General features: G+C 52.9%; 18 protein-coding genes. 8 read left to right on the top strand and 10 right to left on the bottom strand.

Annotation, left to right across the window (positions count from 1 at the left end):
• Positions 1–7: 7 nt before the first annotated feature.
• The 3 genes from BXP70_RS12185 to BXP70_RS12195 are packed head-to-tail and all read right to left on the bottom strand — an operon-like array spanning position 8 to position 3,374.
• The gene (locus tag BXP70_RS12185; RefSeq protein WP_086594514.1) at positions 8–1,132 is read right to left on the bottom strand and encodes an efflux RND transporter periplasmic adaptor subunit; all 1,125 of its coding nucleotides are present in this window, start codon (positions 1,130–1,132) and stop codon (positions 8–10) included.
• Between the two features lie 48 nt (positions 1,133–1,180).
• Positions 1,181–2,725 carry a TolC family protein gene (locus BXP70_RS12190; RefSeq protein ID WP_086594353.1) on the bottom strand — a complete coding sequence of 515 codons (1,545 nt, stop codon included), beginning with the start codon at positions 2,723–2,725 and terminating at the stop codon, positions 1,181–1,183.
• A 34-nt stretch (positions 2,726–2,759) separates the two neighbouring features.
• Entirely contained in the window at positions 2,760–3,374 is a 615-nt protein-coding gene (locus tag BXP70_RS12195; RefSeq protein ID WP_086594354.1) for a TetR/AcrR family transcriptional regulator, read from the bottom strand.
• A gap of 283 nt (positions 3,375–3,657) precedes the next feature.
• Here BXP70_RS12195 and ispF point away from each other — a divergent pair, with 283 nt between their 5' ends.
• The 6 genes from ispF (at position 3,658) to BXP70_RS12225 (ending at position 12,653) form a co-directional block, all read left to right on the top strand.
• Positions 3,658–4,137 (top strand): 2-C-methyl-D-erythritol 2,4-cyclodiphosphate synthase, encoded by a 480-nt coding sequence (ispF, locus tag BXP70_RS12200; protein ID WP_086594355.1) that lies wholly within the window; start codon positions 3,658–3,660, stop codon positions 4,135–4,137.
• Between the two features lie 97 nt (positions 4,138–4,234).
• Entirely contained in the window at positions 4,235–5,857 is a 1,623-nt protein-coding gene (locus BXP70_RS12205) for a M28 family peptidase (protein WP_086594515.1), read from the top strand.
• A 130-nt stretch (positions 5,858–5,987) separates the two neighbouring features.
• Positions 5,988–7,637, top strand: a complete 1,650-nt coding sequence (locus BXP70_RS12210) for a M28 family peptidase (protein ID WP_086594356.1) — start codon at positions 5,988–5,990, stop codon at positions 7,635–7,637.
• Positions 7,638–7,723: 86 nt separating this feature from the next.
• Positions 7,724–9,094 carry a LutB/LldF family L-lactate oxidation iron-sulfur protein gene (locus BXP70_RS12215; RefSeq protein ID WP_086594357.1) on the top strand — a complete coding sequence of 457 codons (1,371 nt, stop codon included), beginning with the start codon at positions 7,724–7,726 and terminating at the stop codon, positions 9,092–9,094.
• Positions 9,095–9,235: 141 nt separating this feature from the next.
• Complete coding sequence (locus BXP70_RS12220; protein ID WP_086594358.1) at positions 9,236–10,294, top strand: hypothetical protein; 1,059 nt, start codon at positions 9,236–9,238, stop codon at positions 10,292–10,294.
• Positions 10,295–10,577: 283 nt separating this feature from the next.
• The gene (locus BXP70_RS12225) at positions 10,578–12,653 is read left to right on the top strand and encodes a T9SS type A sorting domain-containing protein (RefSeq protein ID WP_086594359.1); all 2,076 of its coding nucleotides are present in this window, start codon (positions 10,578–10,580) and stop codon (positions 12,651–12,653) included.
• A gap of 124 nt (positions 12,654–12,777) precedes the next feature.
• Here BXP70_RS12225 and sdaAA read toward each other — a convergent pair whose 3' ends face one another.
• Both sdaAA and msrB read right to left on the bottom strand, forming a co-directional pair.
• A complete protein-coding gene (sdaAA, locus tag BXP70_RS12230) occupies positions 12,778–13,683 on the bottom strand; it encodes an L-serine ammonia-lyase, iron-sulfur-dependent, subunit alpha (RefSeq protein WP_086594360.1) in 906 nt (301 codons plus the stop codon).
• A 214-nt stretch (positions 13,684–13,897) separates the two neighbouring features.
• A complete protein-coding gene (gene msrB, locus BXP70_RS12235) occupies positions 13,898–14,359 on the bottom strand; it encodes a peptide-methionine (R)-S-oxide reductase MsrB (RefSeq protein WP_086594361.1) in 462 nt (153 codons plus the stop codon).
• 307 nt (positions 14,360–14,666) lie between these two features.
• Here msrB and BXP70_RS12240 point away from each other — a divergent pair, with 307 nt between their 5' ends.
• Complete coding sequence (locus BXP70_RS12240) at positions 14,667–16,184, top strand: NAD(P)H-hydrate dehydratase (RefSeq protein ID WP_086594362.1); 1,518 nt, start codon at positions 14,667–14,669, stop codon at positions 16,182–16,184.
• Between the two features lie 39 nt (positions 16,185–16,223).
• Here the strand turns inward: BXP70_RS12240 and BXP70_RS12245 are convergent, their stop codons facing one another.
• From BXP70_RS12245 to pafA, 3 genes are all read right to left on the bottom strand, one after another.
• Complete coding sequence (locus tag BXP70_RS12245; RefSeq protein WP_086594363.1) at positions 16,224–17,117, bottom strand: UbiA prenyltransferase family protein; 894 nt, start codon at positions 17,115–17,117, stop codon at positions 16,224–16,226.
• A 188-nt stretch (positions 17,118–17,305) separates the two neighbouring features.
• Positions 17,306–17,893 carry an inorganic diphosphatase gene (locus BXP70_RS12250; RefSeq protein WP_086594364.1) on the bottom strand — a complete coding sequence of 196 codons (588 nt, stop codon included), beginning with the start codon at positions 17,891–17,893 and terminating at the stop codon, positions 17,306–17,308.
• Between the two features lie 214 nt (positions 17,894–18,107).
• Positions 18,108–19,820, bottom strand: coding sequence for an alkaline phosphatase PafA (pafA, locus tag BXP70_RS12255; protein ID WP_245849617.1), 1,713 nt, complete (start codon positions 19,818–19,820; stop codon positions 18,108–18,110).
• Positions 19,821–19,973: 153 nt separating this feature from the next.
• Between pafA and BXP70_RS12260 the strand changes: the two genes are divergently transcribed.
• A complete protein-coding gene (locus BXP70_RS12260) occupies positions 19,974–20,702 on the top strand; it encodes an HAD family hydrolase (RefSeq protein ID WP_086594366.1) in 729 nt (242 codons plus the stop codon).
• 76 nt (positions 20,703–20,778) lie between these two features.
• Here BXP70_RS12260 and atpG read toward each other — a convergent pair whose 3' ends face one another.
• A complete protein-coding gene (atpG, locus tag BXP70_RS12265) occupies positions 20,779–21,669 on the bottom strand; it encodes an ATP synthase F1 subunit gamma (protein ID WP_086594367.1) in 891 nt (296 codons plus the stop codon).
• 90 nt (positions 21,670–21,759) lie between these two features.
• Positions 21,760–23,340, bottom strand: coding sequence for a F0F1 ATP synthase subunit alpha (gene atpA, locus BXP70_RS12270; RefSeq protein WP_086594368.1), 1,581 nt, complete (start codon positions 23,338–23,340; stop codon positions 21,760–21,762).
• Positions 23,341–23,347: the final 7 nt, after the last annotated feature.

Raw genomic sequence — 23,347 nt, forward strand, 5'->3', positions numbered from 1 at the left:
CCTCAACCTATAAGGTCACGACTTGCCCTTCGTTCACGTTCTGATAGCCGGCTGTAATAACTTGGTCGTTGGCGGCTAGGCCTTTTGTAACCTCCACTTTCCCGTTGTAAGTGGCACCGGTTGTAATAACGCGCTTAGCAGCAATTTTCTGATTGCCTTTCTGCTCCACGACAAACACGTAGCTGTTTTCCTCATCCTTCTGCACAATGTCCACGGGTACTACCGTAGCGTTGTTGCGGTTGTAGTTCTGGATGCGTACTGAGGCTACCATGTTGGGGCGAAGCTGCGTAGCTTCTTTTCCGTTGAGGCGCAGCTCAATGGTGAAGGTGCGGCTCGTGGGGTTGATGATGCGGCTAACCGTGCGGACGGTAGAAGGCATGTTTTCTTTGCCTAGGTCTGGCACGCTCACTAGCGCTTTGTCGCCGGCTTTGATGCTATTAGCGTATGCTTCCGAAACGTCGGCCACGATTTTGCCCGCCGAGCCGCTCAGGATGCGCACGATCGGCACACCCGGCGAAGCTAGCTCGCCTACTTTGGCCGGCACATCATCAACGGTACCGGCAAAGGGTGCCCGCACGTTATAGAGGTCGCGCTGCTGCTGCTGGGTGGCGAGGTTGCGCTGCAAGGCTTCGTAGTTGTTTTTGGCTTGCAGGTACTGCACCTCCGTGCCGATCTGCTGTTGCCACAACCGGTTCTGCTTGTCATAGAGCACGCGCGCTAGGTCAAGGCGAGTGCGCAACTCGGCAATGCCCGATTCCAGTACGGCGGCGTCGAGCGTGGCCAGGATTTGTCCTCGGCTTACCCGGTCGCCGCGCTGCACCCGCAGGTTGGTGATGGTCCCGGATGCCCGTGCCGATACGTTGGCGTTCTGATCGAAGTCAGCACGGCCTTGTACTTCCAAGTAGCTGCGAAAGTCTTCTGGCTGCACGTTGACCACCGATACCGGTACGGCATTAGCCGCGGCGTTGCTTTTGCCGCCACCAACTTTGGCTTCCAGCTCCGAAATCTTGGCTTGGTTGCTTGCCTGTTCTTTCTTCAGGGCCGCTAGTTCAGCGGCCGGATCTTTCTTGCCGTCGCCACAAGCGGCTAGGAAAGCGAGGGCTAACAGCGCGGTAGAAGTAGTATGTTTCATTGGGAAAAAGCGATTCAAGGAATTCATAGAAGAAGGTGCGCGAGCCGTTTATTTTTTATACAGTGTACCAGCTGCTTTGTCGTAGTCTACTTTGGCTACCAGCGCGTCGTAAAGCGCGGAGTAGTAGTTGGTTTGCGCCTGACGCAAATCCGTTTCCGCCGTCACCAGCTCCACGTTGGAGCCCACACCCTCTTGAAACTTTACTTTAGCTACCCGGGCCACTTCGGTAGCTAAGTCTAGGTTCGCTTTCTGGTTAACTAACACATCCAGGTCGTTCTGCAGCGTCGTCTGACTTTGGGTCCGTTGCAGGTCGATGCTCTGCTGAAGTGTGGTAAAGCCTTTGTTCACTTGTTCCAATGTCAGCTTAGCACTTTGCACTAAGTACTTTTTGCGGAAGCCATCGAAAACCGGGATTTGCAACTGCAAGCCTACGTTACCGAAGCCAAACCATTTCTGGTTAGGGAAGCGCGTACGCTCGTCTATCGAGTTTGGGCCACGGAACTTCAGCAACGTCGGCAGCGAGCCAGCCGAACCGATGAAGCCATAGGCACCGACTAAATTAAGTGTGGGAAGGTAGCCAGCCCGTTGGTTCCGCACATCGAGAGCCGCCAGGTCGCGCTGAGTTTCCAGCACTGAATATTCAATTCGATCCTGGTAGTTGAAGCTAGCGTCAGCGGTACCTAGGCTTTGTTTCAAGCGTTCAGCATCCAGCACGGCCACATTGAGCGAATCGGTTAGCTGCACGGGCTGGCGCTGATCAAGCCCCATCTGAAACTTAAGCAAGGCCACGCTCAACTCAATCAAACGCTGTGCATTCTGCTGCTCTATGTTCAGGTTATTGCGCTGCACCTGCAGGCGCTGCACGTCAAGCTTTTCGGCGAAGCCTTCTTTGAACGTCTGCTGGGTTTGGTAAAGCAGTGTGTCAAGGCGTTGTACGTTACGCGCTAGCAGCTTCAGCCGCTCACGAGCGACTAATGTGCTGTAATAAGCCTTCGAAACTTGCTCTACAACATCAATTTCGCTCTGCACCGTTTGCTTCACTGAGAGCTGCTGGTACACTTTGGCAGCTTTCAATCCTAGCAAGTACGAACCGTTGAATAACTGTTGCGAAGCCGAAACTGAAGCATTACCCTGGTACTGCAAGCCAAACGCCAACGGCTGTGGCGGACTTGGCACAAATGGTTCGTACGCAGGTTGCAGCGTTACAGGTTGCCCACCTTGGGCGGCGGTTATGTCTCCCGGAGTAAGGGTAGCTCCGAGCAAAGGGCCTTGTCCACCACTAAATGCGCCGAAATCAACAAGCGACCTTTGTAGTTTGTAGTTATCCGTAACGGTTGCAGCACCATTCAGCTGCGGCAAGCCTTGTGACTTGATCTGCCCAATTTGGCTGGCAGCTAACTGCTCATTGATGCGCGTAGCCTGCAGGGTCGACTTATTCTTAATAGAGTAATCAACAGCTTGTTGCAACGACAAAGCCATTGGCGTCGAGGTAGCTACGGGCTGACCGGTGGAAGGCGTCTGGGCGAGCAACTTTTGCAGTCCCAGAAAGCTTAGCGCTGCCAGAAGAAGCAGGAGGCGAAGCGAGTTTTTCATACGATAGAAAGGAGAGTGTACGGAATAAGCTAGGTTATTCTTCCTCCGTCACATGACGGTATTTATTGATAAGCTTGTACCCTTTGAGGCTCGCAATACCGAGCATAAAGTGCTCTAGAATGCAGGTTTGCACGCGTTGCGGACTAAACTGCCGGGGCGGATAAACTTCTGCATTTAGCAGCAGCTCGATCAGGGCTAGGCGCATGCGAGCAATGACTTCCACATCCAGTTCGGGGCGGTAAAGCCCCTCAGCAATTCCGCGTTCCAGATTGGCCTTGATCTGCGCTAGAATGAACGTGTTCTTGTGCTCTAGCCACAGCTGCCAAGCTCCTGGGTAGTACTTCTGCATGTCGTAGAATATACCCGGAACGATGTCGGCGAAATGGCTCCGAATCCATTCCAGCATCAGAAAGAACTCATCAATGGCATTAGCTGCTCCGTTGAGTAGTTGCTGGCCTTCACACTGGTTATTGGTGAGGTATTGCTCCAGACTAGCTTGCACAATCTGGTCTTTGTTTTCGAACCACTTGTACAATGTCTTTTTCGACACGGCCAAGTGGGCCGCGATATCATCCATGGAGACGCTTTTCAAGCCTCGTTGCGAGAACAGCGTCCTGGCTGATTGTAGAATCCGATCTTTGATTTCCATAATTCTGGGACAAAGATACACCGGAAACTTTTTTCATTTCCAAAGTTTCCATTAAAATTTTCTGATGATACATCATAGCCGCTAGTGTATTCCCCCTCTAAGACGAGGAGCCGCACCCGATACTTTACAGTTGAGAAAATATTTTTTCGCGGTGTCTAAGCAACAGCAATTAGACCATCTTATTGATAGCCAACAGGATAAATAACCTTACCATAATCTGAGCGCAGACTAATACCGAGCGTGTTGTACCTTGGAGCAGTCTTTTTTACCTAGCTCCCGCTTTATGAAAATCCGCACCGGCTTCGGCTACGACGTGCACCAGCTCCGTGAGGGGCTCCCCTTTTGGCTCGGCGGTATCCAGATTCCGCACACTCACGGCGCCCTCGGCCACTCCGACGCCGATGTACTCATCCACGTTATTTGTGATGCGCTGCTGGGCGCCGCCAACCTGCGCGACATTGGCTTTCACTTTCCCGACACCGATCCGCAGTACAAAGGCATCGACTCGAAGCGCTTGCTGGCCGAGGTCGTGCGCTTGCTAGAAGAGCGTGGCTACGCCATCTCCAACATCGACTCGACGGTTTGCCTGGAAGCACCTAAGGTCAATCCGCACATTCCGGCCATGCAGGAAACGTTGGCGGCTGTGCTACGCATTCCGGCGGAAGACATTTCTATTAAAGCCACCACCACCGAAAAGCTAGGTTTCGTCGGCCGGCGGGAGGGCGTCGCCGCTTACGCGAGCGTGCTCATCACCAAGCCATAAGCCAAGGCGCAACCCTCGCGCACGTTTTGGCGGTGCGATGCAAGCTTTTGCCGTGGCTTGTGTCTTTGCCTTGCTATTTCATTCCCTCATTCTCATCATGCACAACAACACCTTTTACGCGCTGCTATTGGCGGCGTGCTGTGCTACTTCCGCCGTGGCGCAACAGGCGCCGGCCAAGGGCAAAACCAAAGCGAAACGAGGCGACGTGACGACCTCACCGGTACAGCCTACCATGACGCCAGCGCCGGCACCTTCGGCGGCAGACCTAGCTACTGCGTACGCCAGTTCTATCACGCAGGAAGATTTGCGCAAGCACCTCTCCATCATTGCCTCCGACGAGTACGAAGGCCGCGAAACAGGTGAAAAAGGCCAAAAGATGGCCGCCGAATACATTGCCAAGCAGTTCAAAGACCTAGGTCTGGTGGGCCCCGTGCAAGGCTCTGATAACCCCTACGTGCAGCACTTCACCATGGTGCGCTCAACTTGGGGCAACGACGCCACGCTGGCCATTGGCAAGCAAACGTACAAGTGGACAACAGACTTTCTGGGCTACGGCCGCACGCCCTTCGCCACCGAAACTACTGTACAACCCGTGTTCGTGGGGTATGGCCTCGAGGCCGACTACGCTGGCAAAGAGCTAAAGGGGAAGGACGTTATCATGCTCATCAGCGAGCCGGGCATGAACGAGTACCGCTCCAAGATTGCTACGGCCAGCAGCAAGGGAGTGCGCAGCATTTTCCTGGTCAACTTCACCCCAGGGGCTTCGTTCACAGCTACTACCGCACCCATCGCGGCGTACGTGAGCCGGCCGACTATCATGTTCAAGGATGCCCCGCAGCAAAGCGGCGGGCGGGCAGCAGCGTTTATCGTGACACCGGCGGTAGGCTACAAAATGCTCGGCACCAACGAAGCCGGCATAACGAAGTACCTAGCTGCCGCGAAGAGTGGCAGCCAGCCAGCGGCCTCATTCAAGCCAGCTAGCTTCCGCATCAAGACCCCGCAAAACCAGCAGGAGTTTGTCACTGAAAACGTGATGGGCTTGCTGGAAGGCACCGACAAAAAGGACGAGTACTTGGTATGCTCGGCCCACTACGACCACGTAGGCGTGATCAAAGGCGAGGTGTACAACGGCGCCGACGACGATGGCTCGGGCACGGTCTCGGTGCTAGAAATGGCCGAGGCATTTGCCAAAGCCAAGAAAGAAGGGCACGGCCCGCGCCGTAGCATCCTGTTTCTCACCGTGACGGGCGAAGAAAAAGGCTTGCTCGGCTCAGAGTACTACACCGATCATCCGGTGCTACCGCTGGCTCAAACCATTGCCGACTTAAACACCGACATGGTGGGCCGCACCGATAAAGACCACGAAGGCAAGGGCGACTACGTGTACGTGATTGGCTCCGACAAGCTTTCGTCGGAACTGCATACCATCGTGCAAAACGAGAACAAGCAGCATACCAACATCGACCTCGACTTCCGCTTCAACGACCCACAGGACCCGAATCGCTTCTACTACCGCTCCGACCACTATAACTTCGCCAAGCACAAGATTCCGGTGGCTTTCTTCTTTAATGGCGTGCACGCCGACTACCACGGCGCCGGCGACGAAGTAAGCAAAATCGAGTTTCCGCAGATGGAGAAACGGGTGCACCTCATTTTCTACACGGCCTGGGACCTAGCGAACCGCGACACCCGCATTGTAGTCGATTCAAACAAACAATAAAAAGTAACTTCGTCGAGCAGCGAAGCAAATGAGTAACGAAGTAAAGCGTTGAACGACTTTACTTCGTTACTCATTTGCTTCGTTACGCTGACCCAGCTACTCCGTTACTCATTTGCTCAGGTACTTTTTGATGAACAAACGCTCTTTTTACGCGCTGCTTTTTGCGGCAGCTTGTAGTATATCCGCGCCGGCGACGGCGCAGAAAGTAAAGAAATCGAAAGCGGCTAAAACGGCTGCCGCAACGGCACCCGAACCGGATTTGTCGGTGACGTACGCCAATTCCATCACGCAGGAAGATTTGCGTAAGCACCTCACCATCCTAGCTTCTGATGCCTACGAAGGCCGTGAGACGGGTGAGAAAGGCCAAAAGATGGCGGCCGAATACATTGCGAAGTACTTCCAGGACCTAGGCCTAACAGGCCCCGTACAAGGCTCCGACAACCCCTACGTGCAGCACTTTCAGCTGGAGCGCACGCGCTGGGGCGACGTGACGTTCATGGTTGGCAAGCAGTCCTTTAAGTGGTTGGAGGACTTCTTCATTTATGGCAAAACGCCCTTTCAAGAAGAGACTACCTTGCAACCGGTGTTTGTGGGCTACGGCATCGAGCAGGAGGGCTACTCCGACTACGCCGGCAAGGACGTGAAGGGCAAAGATGTAGTAATGCTTGGTGGGGAGCCCAAAACCAAAGAGGGCAAATTCGTGCTCGGCGCTGATGGCAAGCCCAGCAAGTGGAGCACCGACCGCAGCGCCAAAATGACGGCCGCCATGCAGAAAGGCGCCCGGAGCGTGATTACCATCAACCCCGACGCGGCCCTCTTCACCACCAATATCAACCGCCTCAAACCGTATCTGCAAGAGGCGCAAATGGGCTTGCCCAAAGCGGAGAATGCGGAAGCGCGTCCTACCTCCTACCCGGTTTTCTCGGTTTCGCCGACCCTAGGTGCCCAGCTGGTAGGCACCACCCCTGCCGCGCTTCTGCAGTACCAGACCGATGCTGCGCAAGCTGGCAAGCCGGTAGCTGTGAAGTGGAAAGCTAGCTCAGCTAAGTTGAAAGCTCCCGTTATCAAGGAGAACGTCACGACTGAAAACGTGATGGGCTACTTGGAGGGTACCGATAAGAAAGACGAACTGCTGGTGTGCTCTGCCCACTACGACCACATCGGTATCACGGACGGCAAGGTAAACAACGGCGCCGACGACGATGGCTCGGGCACAGTCTCGGTGCTGGAGCTAGCGCAGGCATTTGTCCAGGCCAAGAAAGATGGTCACGGCCCGCGGCGCAGCATCCTGTTTATCACCGTGACGGGCGAAGAAAAAGGCCTGCTCGGCTCGGAATACTACACGGAGCACCCGGTGTTCCCGCTGGCTAGCACCATCGCCGACTTGAACATTGACATGATCGGCCGCATCGACTACAACCACAAGAAGGGCGACAACTATGTGGGCTTGGTAGGGTCGGATAAGCTGTCGTCGGAGCTGCACGCCATCAACGAGGCCAACAACACCAAGTACACGCACTTGGACCTCGACTACCGCTACAACGTGCCCAATGAGCCCGAGCGCATCTACTACCGCTCCGACCACTACAACTTTGCGAAGAATGGCATCCCGGTAATCTTCTACACCACTGGTGAGCACGAAGATTACCACAAAGAAACCGACGAGGTTGATAAGATTGAGTTTCCGCTGATGGAGACCCGCGCCCGCCTGGTGTTTCACACCGCCTGGGAACTGACCAACCGCGACAACCGAATTGTAGTGGATTCCAACAAACCCTAAAGCGCGACGGAGTGGCTGAGTGACTGGGTATGAATAACTAACTTATCTTTTGTCTCGCTCAGCCACTCCGCCACTCAGTTACTCTCATGACCAAAGTCCTGCAATTTCTCGCCGATGCCGAACAAAAGGCCTTTGACTTAGAGCACCGACGCAAGATTCGCTTCAACATTGGCAAGTACAACGCGGCCGTGCAAACCGGCCTCACCTGGTACGACGACCACGAACTAGCGCGCGAAAGAGCGTCGTACCTGAAGTCCAAGGTGATCAACAACCTAGATCAGTACTTGCTGGAATTTGAGCGGAATTTCACGGCGCGCGGCGGCAAGGTGATCTGGGCTCAGGACGCGAATGATGCGCTGCGGGAAATCGGCAAGATCATGGCGCGGCGCAAAGCTCGCACTGTAGTAAAAGCCAAGAGTATGACCACTGAGGAAATTCACCTGAACCATTTCCTCGGTCAGAACGGCATTGACTCTATCGAAACCGACCTAGGTGAGTACATTGTGCAGCTGAATGGCGAACGGCCCTACCACATTGTGACGCCGGCCATGCACCTGAACAAGCACGACATTGCCAACATCTTCGTCAAACACCTAGGTATTGAATACACCGATGACGCGCAGAAGCTTGTGCTCACGGCCCGCCACCTGCTGCGCGACAAATACACAACTGCCGAAGTTGGCATCACCGGCGGCAACTTCCTGATTGCGGACACCGGAGCGGTAGCCGTCACGGAAAACGAAGGCAATGCCCGTTTGTCTGCCACGTTTCCCCGCACGCATATTGCCATTGTCGGCATTGAGAAAGTAATTCCGAAGCTGGAAGACCTCGCGTTATTCTGGCCCTTGCTGAGCACGAGCGGCACGGGCCAGCAGGTCACCGTCTACAATACCATTTATACCGGTCCGCGCCAGCCCTTGGAAAAAGACGGCCCCGATGAGATGTACGTGGTATTACTCGATAACGGCCGCACGAACCTGCTCGCTCAGCCTGATAAGCGCGAAGCCCTGCATTGCATTCGTTGTGGCGCTTGCCTGAACGTGTGCCCTGTGTACAAAAACATTGGCGGCCACACCTACGAGGCTACTTACTCTGGCCCGATTGGCTCCGTCATCACGCCCCATCTATCGGGCCTACCCGAGCACAAGCACCTAAGCTACGCCTCCTCGCTGTGCGGCGCCTGCACGAGCGTGTGCCCAGTGAAGATCAACATTCATGGCATTCTGCTCAAGAACCGGCAGCAAAGCGTACAAGAAGGCCTCGCCGACAAAGAAGAGCGCTTAGCCGTGAAGCTTTGGATGCGAGCCATGCTCAGCCGCACATTGCTGAACCTACTACCAGCGCGAGCAAAGAACTACGTACTGACGCGCCTGCTCGACTTATCCTGGAATAAGCGGCGCGGCACGCTGGCAGTTGCCCCTAAGTCGTTTAATCGCATGTGGCGGGAGCGGAAGTGATTTGCGTGTTGCTTCCGCCGACTTATTGAGGAGCTACTTTAGGGTTGATTTTCTAGAGGCTGCATTTGAATAAACAGATTAAAGCTAACTATTCCAGGTAGAGCTTAGTACAACAGCGACACACCACCTAGTTAGCTGTTTATGTTCGAGTACTATTTGCTGCATGTCCTAGCGTTCGTAGGTGGCTCTGTTCTCATCATCAGCTCGGTGTTGGCTGCGGTGCGCTCATTTGTGCTGCCGCGCAATGAATCTGTGCTGATCAACAACTGGACGTTCATGTCCATCCGGTTTGTTTTCAACCAATTAGCAGCCACCAAAAAAACGTACGCGCGGCGCGACCGGCTCATGGCCTTGTATGCGCCGTTGAGCTTAGTATCGCTGCCCATTGTGTGGCTGGCCTTGGCGAGCTTCGGATACATGCTCATTTTCTGGGCCTTAGGTGAGGAAAGCTGGGTGCAGTGCTACCGCCTGAGCAGCAGTGCCCTTCTTACCCTAGGCGCCGAAAATGCCGAATCAGTTTGGATAAGTGCCTTTTCCTACTCCGAAGCTGGCCTAGGCCTGTTGCTCATCACCCTGCTGATTTCCTACCTGCCAACGATATACCAAGCTTTTTCGCGGCGCGAGTTGGTTGTTTCCCGCTTGGAATTGCGGGCGGGGCTCAACCGCTCAGCCCCGGAGCTCATTGGGTGGCTTAACCGTAGCGGCAGTTTGCAAGACGACCGGGAGCAGTGGGAGAAGTGGGAAGAATGGTTTGTCGAGATTGAAGAAACCCATACCTCACTCCCAATTCTGTCTTTCTTCCGCTCGCCGCAGCCCGGTCGCTCTTGGGTAACGGCAGCTAGCATCATCCTCGACACGGCAGCGCTGATCATCAGCACAGTAGATCAAAAAGACGATCCGCACCTGCAGCTGTGCTTTAAAGCGGGCTGCCTGTCCATAAACCGCGTGTCCCGCTTCTTTGATCATCAAGCCCACGCCGAAGCACCTGATGTACCGGAAGATGAAAATCCCATTGATCATCCTGACCGGGAAACCTTTTTTGCCGCTTTTGAGCAGCTCGGCAACCTAGGTTTGACACTCAAACCCGACCGCGAGAAAGCTTGGCAAGAATACCACCAACTGCGCAGCCGCTACGTGCAGGCTATCGACTACCTAGCCAAGCTTACAATGTCCCCCGACCTGAGCGTTCTGGGCCAATAGGCAACGGACCCTACTCGTAATATTACCTTCCGCCGTTACCTATCTTATGGCTTATAAATAGAATTTACACAATTCGATTAGTTGACTTATTTAAATATTAAATAAAAAATATCTATTCATCAATTCAATTTAAATCAATTCAAGTACCATAACGACGTTTAATTTTATCAATATTTTATTATATAAATAATATTGCGCATAGTTGGATCTTTGGTATAAAAACAATCTAAAATTTACTTCTATCGTATATTTGCCGTCACTCATCCAATTAGTTAGTGGTAACATGCAAAAAACTGTACATTTTCACCAACGTTATTCTTCCTTATCTCTAGCTGCACTTAGGAAGGATTTTTCTCTTCTGCACCGGGCCCTGCTGCTAGCAGGTTTACTTTTATTTGTAACGGGTTTTACACAGTCCGTAAAAGCGCAATCTGGCTTCTTCAAGGATTTTGTAATTATCAATTATGGAAATGGAAGCTCAAACCAATACTATACGACTTACTCTGGTGACCCAGTTCCCAATGGGCCATTTGGTGGAAGAAACCTAGGTAACTTCTCACGCAGTTCTTCTACCCTTTTACTCAATGGTGCGGAAGCTAATACATACAACTATGGTAGCGATGTTACAGCGGCCAGGATGGGCTACCGCGTTTATCTGGAAACCGCAGCGCCTGGTGCGTTCAGTTTCATCGAGCTAGGATATCGCAACAGGAACGGCAATAATAAGCTATGGGATCAAACGACGCAGGGTATCGATTTACTTAGCCTTGCAGGCACTAATGGCACTTATGTATTAGAAGTATATTTCGAAGGTAACGTCAACAACAGCGACAAGCCCTCTATTTACGATAGCAACTCTTCTCAGAACTACAAAGCTACATTTGCAGTAAGCGGTACGCTACCCACTACTTGGACCGGTAGAAATAGTACCGAATGGGGCGATGATGGTAACTGGACTAACAGCAAACCTACTACCACTAACGACGCTATAATTCCCACAGGCCTTACTAGGTACCCAGAAATTATCGCGGGTCAGGCCCAAGTGCGCAACTTAGTAATTGCAGGTGATAGCCCTGAGAGAAAAGCATTAATAAAACTCACAAACGGCCGTTTGGAAGTCTATGGCAATTTTACCAATCTAGGTAACCTCGATCAAGCCGGTGGTGTGTTTCAGCTAGCCGCGAATGGGAATCAGACTTTTGATGGCTCCGACTTTTTCAATTTTGAGGTTAGCGGAAGTGGAATCAAAAAGTTGAATGGTATCATGAGTGTGCGTGGTGAGCTGCGCTTTCAAGGAGGTATCCTATATATGGACCCAACCCTCGAGAAGACTAGCTACGTGAATTTGACTAACAATGCTGTTATGCTAGGCGAATCTAATGACACCTATCTATCAGGGACACTTAAAGCTGTTCAAATAGTCACTATGGGTGATGTTGCTACATTCGGAGGCATAGGCTTACGTTATGAGAATTTTTCTGGTGATCCTGGTACCACTCAAGTAACACGTAGTAATGTCTCTTACACTTCCGCTAGCAATACGGGCCAGAGTGTTAGACGCGCTTTCAATATTACACCTGCTAACAACATTACGGCTCAGATAACGATTAACTACCTAGACAATGAGCTAGGTACTAGCAATCAGAACGAAAATAACTTGGTAATGTATCGTTCTACTAATAGCGCGACAACATTCGACCAACTTGGCAAGGATGGTCAAGACACACGCTTTAACTTTGTAACCAAAGGACAGGTACCAGGTAATGGTTTCTTTGTTCTAAGTCAGCAAAGAGCCCCACTACCTGTAGCCCTCATTAGCTTCACTGCCGCACGCCAAGGTTCCGACGCAATTCTGACCTGGGCAACCGCGCAGGAGGAGAACAACGCCGGCTTCGATGTGCAGGTGTCAACAAACGGAGAGTCGTTCCGTACGCTCACGACCATCACGCCGAATTCACCGAACAGTACTGTTGGCTCTACCTACAAGTATGCTGACCAGGAGCTAGGTAAGAATGGCATCCGCTACTACCGCTTGCGGCAGGTGGATGTAGATGGCAAAGAGTCGTTTTATGGCCCGCAAGCAGTTGAGTTCGGTGATGCCGCCGTAGCTTTTTCGGCCGCGCCTAACCCATTCACTTCGGAAGTGATGCTCACCGCGCAAACTAGCGTCGCCGGTGCAGCCACTATCCGCCTCACTGACATCAACGGCCGCACGGTGCGGGAGCAGGCACTAAGCATCGACAAAGGAGTATCAACACTGCCTGTGTCTAACCTAGATGGCTTGAAGGGCGGCATGTACTTCATGCAGCTTACGTTGCCAAACGGTCAGGTACAGCGCCTCAAGGTGTTGAAGCAATAGCACGTCTTCTATTAAACAACAAAAAAGCCGACCTAGCTAGGTCGGCTTTTTTGTTTTCAAGTGTTGCTGTTTTTACCGCGCCGTTAAATGGTTTGGTGTGCCTATCGCTTCAACCCTATTCATCCTATTCAGCAGCTTCGTCGGGCAGAATGTTGATGTCTTGCACCAATACGCGCTGCTCTATCTGGCGACCTCTAGGCGTATTGGCCAATCCACCTAGGGCTGTTTCCTTGTAACGCGTTTCCATGCTTTGCCCTACTTCGCCCAAGGCAGCGACGCATTCATCAACCGGAATAACAGGGTCGACGCCAGCAATGGCAATTTGCGCCGAGGAAAAAGCAATAGCGGCGGCCGACGCATTGCGTACCACACACGGCACTTCTACCAACCCGGCTACGGGGTCGCACACCAAGCCTAGCATACACTGAATGGTGATGGCAACGGCGGCAAAGGTTTGCTCCACACTACCTCCTAGGCAGTACACAATAGCCCCACTACCCATAGCGGCAGCACTACCGGTCTCGGCCTGACAGCCCCCGACTGCGCCCGCTAGAGAGGCATTTTGTTCAATAATCAGGGCAATGCCCGCTGCTACCAACAGCCCCTCCAAGATGGTTCGGTCTTCGAGTTTATGCAGGTCTTGCAACGTAACGAGCACGCCAGGCAGAATACCCGAAGCGCCAGCCGTCGGGGCCGCTACCACCCTACCCATACACGAGTTCACCTCCTTTGCCCCAAGGGCACGCGTGACAAGCTGCTTGAATTCGGGCGACAGCACGGTGACAGGCGAAGCCGCTATCTTCTTCGCGCCGTTGTTGATCATGCCCGAGCGCGAAGTCATATTTTCAGTTAGGCCGGTGTGCACCGCATCGCGCATCACATCATACGCGCGTTGCAAGCCCGCCCATATTTCCACTTCGGTACGACCTTTCTGCTCAATCTCATAATCGAGCACTGGCTGGTGCAAAGGCTCACCCGTTTGAGCGCAATGCGCTTGCCAGCTAGCAAAATCCGTGAAAAGCAGAGACATAGAAAAAAGGCTTAGCGTGTAGTCAGTAAGTTACGGTAAGTTCGGCAGCATTGGGTGCGTTCTGCAAGCTAGGCCGGTGCTGCGCGGCGGGTAGCTCTATCGTAGAACACGTATTCATTAGCCTAGGTGCCACCTAGGAGTGGCCTTTTCCACAAACGAAAAGCGGCTGATCAGGTCAGCCGCTTTTCGTTTTGTTTGGATGGTGTGCGTCAGCTTATACCGCTTCTTGTTGCGCTTTCACTAGCTTAATTGAAGCCGAGTTGATGCACAAGCGCAAGCCACTTGGGGGTGGCCCGTCGGGGAAAACGTGGCCCTGGTGCGCGTCGCAGACGTTGCAGAGCACTTCCACGCGCGTCATGCCATAGCTGGTGTCTTTCTTGTATTTCACGGCATCTTCCTGCACGGGCTGCGTAAAGCTAGGCCAGCCCGTACCCGACTCGAACTTGGTGCGCGAGTCGTAAAGGGGCGTGCCGCAGCACACGCACGCGTACAAGCCGGGCTCGTGCGCTTCGCAGTATTCGCCAGTAAAGGCCCGCTCGGTGCCGTGTTGGCGGGTTACGTAATATTGCTCGGGAGTGAGCTGTGCTTTCCACTCTGCATCGGTTTTCTCCACCCGATGATCGGGCGCGGGACTGCCGTGATTAGCCAGGCGGATGACATCATTCCAGGTTTGCATAGTATTCGGGTTACGAAGTCAAATCAAAAGTATTCTCTACCTGCAAACGCAGTCGGTGGCCGCTAAGTTTAACCAGAACTGTAGGGTGCTACGCAACAACGTATGCCGGACCTAGCTTGCGCGTCGCGAACGTGGTGCCGTACCTAGGTTAGCGCAATGATCGTCAACAGCGGTTTAAGCTCGCGTGTTGTGGTCAAGTACTTCCGTCACAGAGTTGTTCCCTCCTACTTGACCAGCCAACTGCGCCGAGGCTACGTAAAAAAGCCTACGCAAGCTTTTCCTACTCATACGCCCTGCCATACGTTTTATGAAGATCCTGACCGCCGCGCAAACCAAACAAGTAGACCAAGCCACTATTCAAGCTGAAAATAGCAGCTCTGATGTGCTCATGGAGCGCGCAGCCACGGCCTTTACCGATTGGCTCACTGCTCGGCAGTCGCCCGCGGAAGCCGGCGAGGTGCTGGTGCTAGCCGGTCCTGGTAACAATGGCGGTGATGGTTTGGTGGCGGCGCGCCTGCTCCATCAACGGGGCTACTCGGTGCGGGTGTGGGTGTTGCCTGCCGAAAAGTACTCCGCCGATTTTACGGTTAACCGACAGCGTTTGCCAGCAGTTGTGCCAGTAGCAGAGCTAGCCTCCGAGCAGTTACCAACTCTTACTACCAATACTTTAGTCATCGATGCGTTGTTTGGTACTGGCCTAAGCCGACCTTTGGAAGGCATTGCGGCTAGTGTCGTACAGCATCTCAATGCTGCGCATGCTCGGGTAGTCGCTATTGATATGCCATCGGGGCTGCTGACGGACGCGCCTCAGCCGAAAGATAGCGCGGTAGTACACGCTCGTCATACTATTAGCTTTGAACTGCCTAAGCTAGCTTTCCTGCTGCCACAGAATGCCGCATTTATTGGTGATTGGCATTTACTTCCAATTGGCCTGAATCGGGAAGTCATTGAGCAACTAGAGACGCCTATGTACTTTGTGGACGTACCTACCTTGGCAGGCAAGCTTCCGAAACGAGCCAAGTTTGGGCACAAGGGCACTTATGGGCATGCGCTGCTCTTGGCTGGCAGCAAAGGCAAAATAGGAGCCGCTGTATTAGCTACTAAGGCGTGCTTGCACAGTGGCGTTGGGCTACTCACACTACGCACCCCCGCGGTGGGCTACGACGTGGTGCAAACGGCCGTGCCTGAAGCCATGGCCTTGGTCGATCCGCACCAGGATTTCTTGACGGAGCTACCCGACCTGAAATCATACTCGGCTGTCGGCATGGGTCCTGGCATTGGTCAGCAAACGGCTACACAAGAGGTATTGGCCCAACTGCTCCGCGAAGCGAAAATGCCGCTAGTGCTGGATGCGGATGCGCTGAACCTGCTCGGCCAACAGCGGGAGCTGCTGGCGCTCCTCCCACCCGATACAATTCTGACGCCCCACCCCAAAGAATTTGAACGCCTCACGGAGCCTGCCCGCGATGATTATCACCGGTTAGAACTGCTGCGGGCTTTCTGTCAGCAGCACCAGTGCTATGTCGTGCTGAAGGGCGCCTACACCTGCCTAGGTGCTCCCGATGGCCGCTTCTATTTCAACAGCACAGGCAACCCCGGTATGGGCACCGGTGGTAGCGGCGACGTGCTCACGGGAGTACTCACGGCTTTGCGAGGTCACTCGTTCCTGTCAGCGCTGGATGCGGCACTGCTCGGCGTGTATGCACATGGCCGCGCCGGCGACCTTGCTGCCCAGCATACAGGTGAAGCCGGCCTGAGTGCTAGTGCTATTACGCGCTTTTTGGGCCCTGCCTTTCAAGAACTGACAACGACCGAACCTTTCTGAATTGCATTGCTCGTCCGGAGCTTACTGCTCGAACTGCGGCTAGGAAGCTAGGTATACGGCGAAAAACTGCGCCAGCAGCACGCCATCGGCTAGTAGTGCAAAGTAATAATCGGGGCGCGTTTCGTCGGCAAACCAGATAATAGAACCAGCTAGCAACGTAGGCAACGACAGCATGAACACATGCTGAAAAGCAGCGCCTTGCGGAATCAGAAAATTTGAAAGTACCAGTGCGACTAGTGCCACCACCTTCGTAGCACGCACCCCAAATACGCCCGGAAAGGTGCGCGTACCCGTGAGTCGGTCCTTAGTATAGTCGCGGATGTCAAATACAAACGCTAGGGCTAGGATAAAGAGAAAGCGCCGGCTAAATAATACCAACACGACAGGTGAAAGCAATGGCTTATTCAGGTAAAAGGCAGGAATCCAGACGGTAACGGCAGCCCACACATACGCAATGAGGAATACCTTCAACAGGGGAAAATCCCGCAACGCCCGCCATCGTCCGCCTATACGTATTACCGGCAAGGAGTAAAGCAACGAAATGGCAGTCAGATGGCCCAGAAAACCTAGCAAGTGCTGCCAGCCATCCAGCCAAAACAATACACCCGCTATGGCCAAAGATCCTAGCGCCAGCAAAAACAGCTCCCGCCGGTGATGGATCATCCATAGCTTGCGCTCCGATAGAACCAGGCGCTGGCCGTATTTGTATGGCAACACGCTATCAATGTTGTAGAGAAACAATGTAGCGGTGAAAATCATGATGGCGAGGCGAGGTGGCACGTCAGCCCGCCAGAATAAGAACGTTGCCCACATGAGCCCAACGGCTGCGGCCGACAACCACGCACTGCTGTACAAAACAGCATCCACCCAGCGCTTCAGCCCAGCAAAGGAAGCAGTCGTGGAGGAAGGTGCAGGTTGGTTGGGGTTCCGCATATCGAAGCGTATACGTGAGTGACAAACACTCTATTTAAAGAAGCGCTAAATAAGTTCTGGTATATAAACCGATGATGAAGACGAATAGCTCGCCACTACACCGTAAACGACAAAAACCTTCTGCGCTTTGGCGCAGAAGGTTTTTGCTAGGTAGCTGGCAGGCGCTCAGCACGAGGTATGCAAGTGACTTATAACTCGATGTTAGCGGCCTGTTTTGTGGGCTCTGGCGTAGCGCTTCCCATCGGGAACGTTTCGTTGTAAAGCTTAATGCTTTCCTCGATGATGCGGTATGCATCTTCCCGCCCCATGAAGCGCTCTACCGTCACTTGCTTGTGCTCTAGTGCTTTGTAATCTTCAAAGAAGCGGCGCATTTCTAGCAGCGTGTGCGGCGGCAAATCACTGATGTCGTTGAAGTGGTTTACCGACACGTCATTGGCAGCAACTGCAATGATCTTGTCATCTTCTTCGTTTTGGTCCACCATCTGCATTACGCCAATTACTTTGGCTTCGATAATGCACATCGGTACCACGTCGACTGAGCAGATAACAAGAATATCCAGCGGGTCTTTGTCGTCGCAGTACGTTTGGGGAATAAAGCCATAAGCAGCTGGATAGTGCACAGCCGAGAATAGTACTCGATCTAATTTGAGCAGACCACTTGTTTTGTCGAGCTCATATTTACCTTTCGATCCTTTTGGGATTTCGATGATGCCGTTTACAATGCTTGGCGTCTTCTCGCCACGCTCAACGTCGTGCCAGGGGTTAAAATGGTTCATTTTCTGAGAGAATAAGATGGTTTGGCCTAGGAAGCGAGACCTGGCGGTTACTTCAAAAATAGGAAGGAGTGAGCAGTAATGTTACAAAAATACCAGAAAAAATCAGCTTTTTGCTATACTTCACAACCTTAAGAAAGTAGATGCCTATCTACGTAGCGGCACCCCATAAAGTTGAACTATTTGTATGTGCCTAGCTACTAGCCCCGATTGTCCTTTACTTAGCTAATACCTCTACCAAAGGAGTACCCGTGCAGCCGTCTGGTTCTTGAATATGCAGGAAGCGTGCTACGGTTGCGGCAATGTCGGTAATCTTGGCGGGCACATATGATTCGCCCTTACGGACGTGCCAACCCCAAAATAGCAACGGAACGTGTGTATCGTAGGCGGAAGCACTGCCGTGCGTAGTGCCGCGGTTGATGGGGAAAGAATACGATTCCAGCCAGCCGGGTTCCAGTACCACTAATACGTCGCCGCTACGCTTGGGGAAATAGCCATTTTCCAGGTACATCAGCATGCCGCTTTCCCAATGAGACTTCTGCACGTCGTCGGCGGTGATAGCCCGGGTGACGCCCGCGAACTTCAGCATCACGTCGGCTACTTCTACTTGGAAATTGTGCAAGTCTAGCTTCTTCTGCGCAATCAGGGGTCGGTTCAAATACACCTGTTGGTTTTCGTACGTAAGCACCCAGTTGCCGGCGCCGTGTCGGCGCACTAGCTCATGCTGCAAGGAGTCACGCATAAGAGTAGGCCCCACTGAGCCCGCCGGAATGCGCTTATCACGTAAGAAGTCGGGTGAGTGAGCCGCGCCGTGGTCAGCACTCAGAAATACGAGGGCTTGCCCCTTTCCTAGCGTTTTGTCGAGGTAAGCCAGCAGGCGCTCTAAGTCTTGGTCTAGCCGCAGGTATGTGTCCTCTGTCTCTATAGCATTCGGGCCAAATTGGTGCCCCACATAGTCGGTACACGAAAAGCTGACGGCTAGGAAATCGGTGATGCCGCGTTGACCTAGCTGCTCGGCACGCACAGCTTCAAGCGCAAAATCCGCCGTGAGGGAATTGCCAAAAGGAGTGGAGCGAATCAAATCATAGTTAGCCGACTTGGTAGCCACCGAAGCATCCGTACCAGCCCGCTGACCCGATCGTGAGGCCGCAATGTCGATGCCACTCAACTGCGGTAGATTATGCGGAAAAACGGGCTTACTCTCACCTTTGAACGCTCCTTCCCACGGCACATCGTCGGCGGTGCTTTCTATGTACTGCGCGATGGGCAACAGCGTCTCCCAGGGCTTCGATAGATATTGCTCGGGCAGCTTACGATTGTTGAACTGTGTTACCCACTCGGGCAACGCCTGCTGGTAGAAGGTGCTGCTGATAAAAGCGCCGTTTATCCCATCGTACCAATAAGCAGCATTGGCGGCATGCCCAGCCGGCAAAATAGACCCACGGTCTTTCATGCTTAAGCCAATGACCTTCGCTTGGAAGTTTGTGGCGAGGCGCAGCTCATCCGTAATGGTAGACGTCAGCATGTGGCGGGGCGACTGTTGCCCCGCTGCCACCGTACCTCCTACCGACTGCACAGTTTTGTCTTCGGTGACGTACGTTGCTTTGCCTTCCTCACGCACCCACCAGTTGTTGCCCACAATGCCGTGCACCGACGGTGTAGTGCCAGTATAGATGCTAGCGTGGCCAGGACCAGTATACGTGGGTACGTAGTTGTAGTGTGTGTTCTCGTAGCTGAACCCCTCCCCTAGCAACCGCCGAAAACCGCCACTGCCAAACTTATCCCAGTACCGGTAGAGATAATCGTAGCGCATCTGGTCTACCACAATTCCAACTACCAGTTTGGGCCGCTCCAGCGGTTTCCCTTTCTTTTGACCAAATGCAGCGCCCGCCAGTGCGGCGGTCATCAGCAGAAGTAGGGTCTTTTTCAAACGCAAAGAATTAAGTAAAACAGGCTTAGGCCTAGCCCAATCAATTTCCCAAAGATAGATTCACAAGTTGAATCTCAACTCTAGCGGCCAAAGCTAGGTGTCTTGCGTAGGTAAGAGCTATTACTTTTTTGTTACACGCTCTTCAAAGCTCTAATGCCTACTGACCAACCGCACGCGCTCATCTTCGACATGGATGGCGTAATTGTCGATAATACGGACTACCAAGCAGAAGCCTTCCAACTACTATTCCGCGAACATGGGCTGACAACCAACGCCCGTCACCTACTTGAGCGCTTGAATGGCATGCCGGCCACTGCCATTCTAAAAACGGTTTTTCACCATCCAGTACCCGAGAAAGACCTCAAACGCTACGCCGATCAGCGTGAATTCCTCTACCGCGTTATCTATTGGGAAAAGCGCCAAGAAATAGCAGGCCTCACTGACTTCTTGCGTGCTGCCCGACAGGCCGGCTTCAAGATTGCGCTTGGTACCGGCTCCGCATCCGAAACCATCGGCTACATCATCGACCATCTACACTTACGCTCTTTCTTTGATATAATTACAGGTGCTGACGACGTAGAAAAAGGCAAGCCGCACGCTGATACATTTACGGTGGTGGCGCAAAAGCTAGGCATCCCACCCGAGCGTTGCGTGGTCTTTGAAGATGCAGTACTTGGTGAGCAAGCAGCCTACCGTGCGGGCATGCGTTGCGTTTGTCTAGCTACTTCAGTTGAAGCCAGCAAATTTCAGAGCCCGATGAAAATCATCAAGGACTTTACAGAAATAGAGCCCCAAGACATCTTTACATTGCTAGAGCAACAGCCAGCGGTACCCAAACCCGATAAGCAACGGGCTCAGCGGCAGTATATGAAGTTGTCGTAAAATACAGCCACCTAGCTTTACAAAAAAGCCCGCTTCTGCATAGAAGCGGGCTTTTTTGTAAAGCTAGGTGGCTGTGCTAGCGACTCGATGCTAACGCCTCGGCGCCACCCACGATTTCGAGAATCTCGGTCGTGATAGCCGCTTGGCGTGTGCGGTTATAAGTAAGCTTAAGCGATTTGAGCAGTTCACCAGCATTCTCGGTAGCCTTATCCATCGCCGTCATACGGGCGCCGTGCTCCGAAGCATTGCTTTCCAATACAGCCTTATACAGCTGAATCTTCAACGACTGCGGAATCAGCGTCTGCACAATCTCTTCTTTCGAAGGCTCAAAGATGTAGTCAACATTCGACATCGCAGCAGCTTCGACAGGAGCTTCAGCAGGCACCAAGGGCAGCAGCTGTTCGAAGCGAACAATCTGGGTTGCAACGTTTTTGAACTCGTTGTAAACCATGGTTACTTCGTCGAACTCGCCCGTACGGAAACCTTCCATCGCTTGTTCAGCGGCAACGCGTACCGTATCGAAAGATAGCTGGCCAAAAACGTGCGTGTAATCACCTAAGAGCGGGCCACGCTTTGAAAAGTAATCATGTGCCCGTTTGCCAATAGCCAATACCGTGATGTTGCCAGCAGCAGCTTGCGTTGCATAACGCTCTGCAATGAGCTGGTTTACACCTTTGAATATATTACTATTAAATGCTCCTGCGAGGCCCCGATCAGAGGAGACGGCAATGATGAGCACCCGGTTTACTTCACGCTGCGCACCGTACTCGCTTACCAGATTGTCACCGGCTAGGTTAGTCAGGTTGCTCAGAATACTGTTGAGGCGCTGCGCGTAAGGGCGCATCCGCAGGATGTTATCCTGAGCCCGACGCAGCTTCGCCGCCGCTACCATTTTCATGGCTTTGGTGATTTGCTGCGTGCTTTGCACGGAAGTAATGCGGTTGCGGACTTCTTTTAAGCTAGCCATTTATTGAATGGTTGAATTGTTAAATGGCTGAATAACTAGTTGGTTGAGTTAAGAAAGATCAACCGTTTAGCTACTCAGCCATTTGACCATTTACTTCGTGTAAGCAGCCGAAAGATCTTTAGCTACCTCCCGAATTGCATTTGTAATGCTGTCATCTAGTTTACCAGCTTTCAGCGCCTTCAGCGCTTCTGGATGGCGTGACTGCATCACTTGGCGAAATTCAGTCTCAAACGTACGCACTTTGTCAACGGGTACTTTATCGAGCAAACCGTTGGTAGCCGCGTAAATGATAGCCACTTGGTCTTCTACTTTTACCGGTGAGAACTGTGGCTGCTTCAAAATTTCGAGGTTGCGACGTCCCCGCTCGATCGTCAGCTTAGTCGAGGCATCTAGGTCAGAGCCAAACTTAGCAAACGCTTCCAATTCGCGGAATTGTGCCTGGTCTAGCTTTAGCGTACCAGCCACTTTCTTCATCGACTTGATCTGAGCATTACCTCCTACGCGGCTTACTGAGATACCCACGTTGATAGCCGGACGCACACCTGAGTTAAACAGGTTAGTCTCTAGGAAGATCTGACCATCTGTAATCGAAATTACGTTCGTCGGAATGTAGGCTGACACGTCACCTGCCTGCGTTTCGATTAGGGGAAGTGCCGTTAGCGAGCCACCACCTTTCACCAGATGCTTGATGCTATCAGGCAAGTCGTTCATGTCGCGCGCAATTACGTCGGAAGCGTTGATCTTCGCGGCACGCTCCAACAAACGGCTGTGCAGATAGAATACGTCGCCAGGATAAGCCTCACGTCCTGGAGGACGACGCAACAGCAACGACACTTCACGATACGCCACAGCCTGCTTCGACAAGTCATCATAAACCACGAGAGCCGGACGGCCCGTATCGCGGAAGAACTCACCGATAGCAGCACCCGTGAACGGCGCAAAGAACTGCATTGGCGCTGGATCAGAAGCCGAAGCGGCTACTACAACCGTGTAGTCCATGGCACCACCGCGCGTCAAGGCATTCACTACCTGTGCAACGGTAGAAGCTTTCTGCCCTACGGCTACGTAGATACAGAACACGGGCTCACCACGCTCGAAATACTCACGCTGGTTTAGAATGGTATCGAGTGCTACCGTCGATTTACCCGTCTGACGGTCACCAATGATCAATTCACGCTGACCACGGCCAATCGGAATCATAGCGTCGATAGCTTTGATACCCGTTTGCAGCGGTTCGTTTACTGGCTGACGATAAATTACACCAGGAGCTTTTCGCTCCAAGGGCATATCGTAGGTTTCCCCTTTGATAGGACCACGTCCATCAATTGGTTGACCTAGGGTATTGACAACGCGGCCAATGATGCCGTCGCCAACTTTGATAGAGGCAATCTTATTGGTACGGCGTACAGTAGCTCCTTCCCGGATGTCGCTGTAGTCACCGAGCATTACGGCGCCTACGTTGTCTTCTTCCAGGTTGAGCACCAACGCTTGTAGGCCATTTTCGAATTCGAGCAGCTCCCCCGATTGAGCTTGACCCAATCCGTAGATGCGAGCTACCCCGTCGCCAACCTGTAGCACCGTGCCAACTTCTTCGAGTTCGGCTTCGGTTTTGAAGTTGGATAACTGCTCCCGCAGGATGGCGGATACTTCATCCGGACGTACTTCTGCCATGATGCTT

The organism is Hymenobacter crusticola (assembly GCF_002154225.1).
GTDB classification, from domain to species: Bacteria; Bacteroidota; Bacteroidia; order Cytophagales; family Hymenobacteraceae; genus Hymenobacter; species Hymenobacter crusticola.

Bases quoted from the DNA above. Each gene is read 5' to 3' on its own strand.
- BXP70_RS12185 (WP_086594514.1), bottom strand. From the start codon at position 1,132: ATGAAACATACTACTTCTACCGCGCTGTTAGCCCTCGCTTTCCTAGCC.
- BXP70_RS12190 (WP_086594353.1), bottom strand. From the start codon at position 2,725: ATGAAAAACTCGCTTCGCCTCCTGCTTCTTCTGGCAGCGCTAAGCTTT.
- BXP70_RS12195 (WP_086594354.1), bottom strand. From the start codon at position 3,374: ATGGAAATCAAAGATCGGATTCTACAATCAGCCAGGACGCTGTTCTCG.
- ispF (WP_086594355.1), top strand. From the start codon at position 3,658: ATGAAAATCCGCACCGGCTTCGGCTACGACGTGCACCAGCTCCGTGAG.
- BXP70_RS12205 (WP_086594515.1), top strand. From the start codon at position 4,235: ATGCACAACAACACCTTTTACGCGCTGCTATTGGCGGCGTGCTGTGCT.
- BXP70_RS12210 (WP_086594356.1), top strand. From the start codon at position 5,988: ATGAACAAACGCTCTTTTTACGCGCTGCTTTTTGCGGCAGCTTGTAGT.
- BXP70_RS12215 (WP_086594357.1), top strand. From the start codon at position 7,724: ATGACCAAAGTCCTGCAATTTCTCGCCGATGCCGAACAAAAGGCCTTT.
- BXP70_RS12220 (WP_086594358.1), top strand. From the start codon at position 9,236: ATGTTCGAGTACTATTTGCTGCATGTCCTAGCGTTCGTAGGTGGCTCT.
- BXP70_RS12225 (WP_086594359.1), top strand. From the start codon at position 10,578: ATGCAAAAAACTGTACATTTTCACCAACGTTATTCTTCCTTATCTCTA.
- sdaAA (WP_086594360.1), bottom strand. From the start codon at position 13,683: ATGTCTCTGCTTTTCACGGATTTTGCTAGCTGGCAAGCGCATTGCGCT.
- msrB (WP_086594361.1), bottom strand. From the start codon at position 14,359: ATGCAAACCTGGAATGATGTCATCCGCCTGGCTAATCACGGCAGTCCC.
- BXP70_RS12240 (WP_086594362.1), top strand. From the start codon at position 14,667: ATGAAGATCCTGACCGCCGCGCAAACCAAACAAGTAGACCAAGCCACT.
- BXP70_RS12245 (WP_086594363.1), bottom strand. From the start codon at position 17,117: ATGCGGAACCCCAACCAACCTGCACCTTCCTCCACGACTGCTTCCTTT.
- BXP70_RS12250 (WP_086594364.1), bottom strand. From the start codon at position 17,893: ATGAACCATTTTAACCCCTGGCACGACGTTGAGCGTGGCGAGAAGACG.
- BXP70_RS12260 (WP_086594366.1), top strand. From the start codon at position 19,974: ATGCCTACTGACCAACCGCACGCGCTCATCTTCGACATGGATGGCGTA.
- atpG (WP_086594367.1), bottom strand. From the start codon at position 21,669: ATGGCTAGCTTAAAAGAAGTCCGCAACCGCATTACTTCCGTGCAAAGC.
- atpA (WP_086594368.1), bottom strand. From the start codon at position 23,340: ATGGCAGAAGTACGTCCGGATGAAGTATCCGCCATCCTGCGGGAGCAG.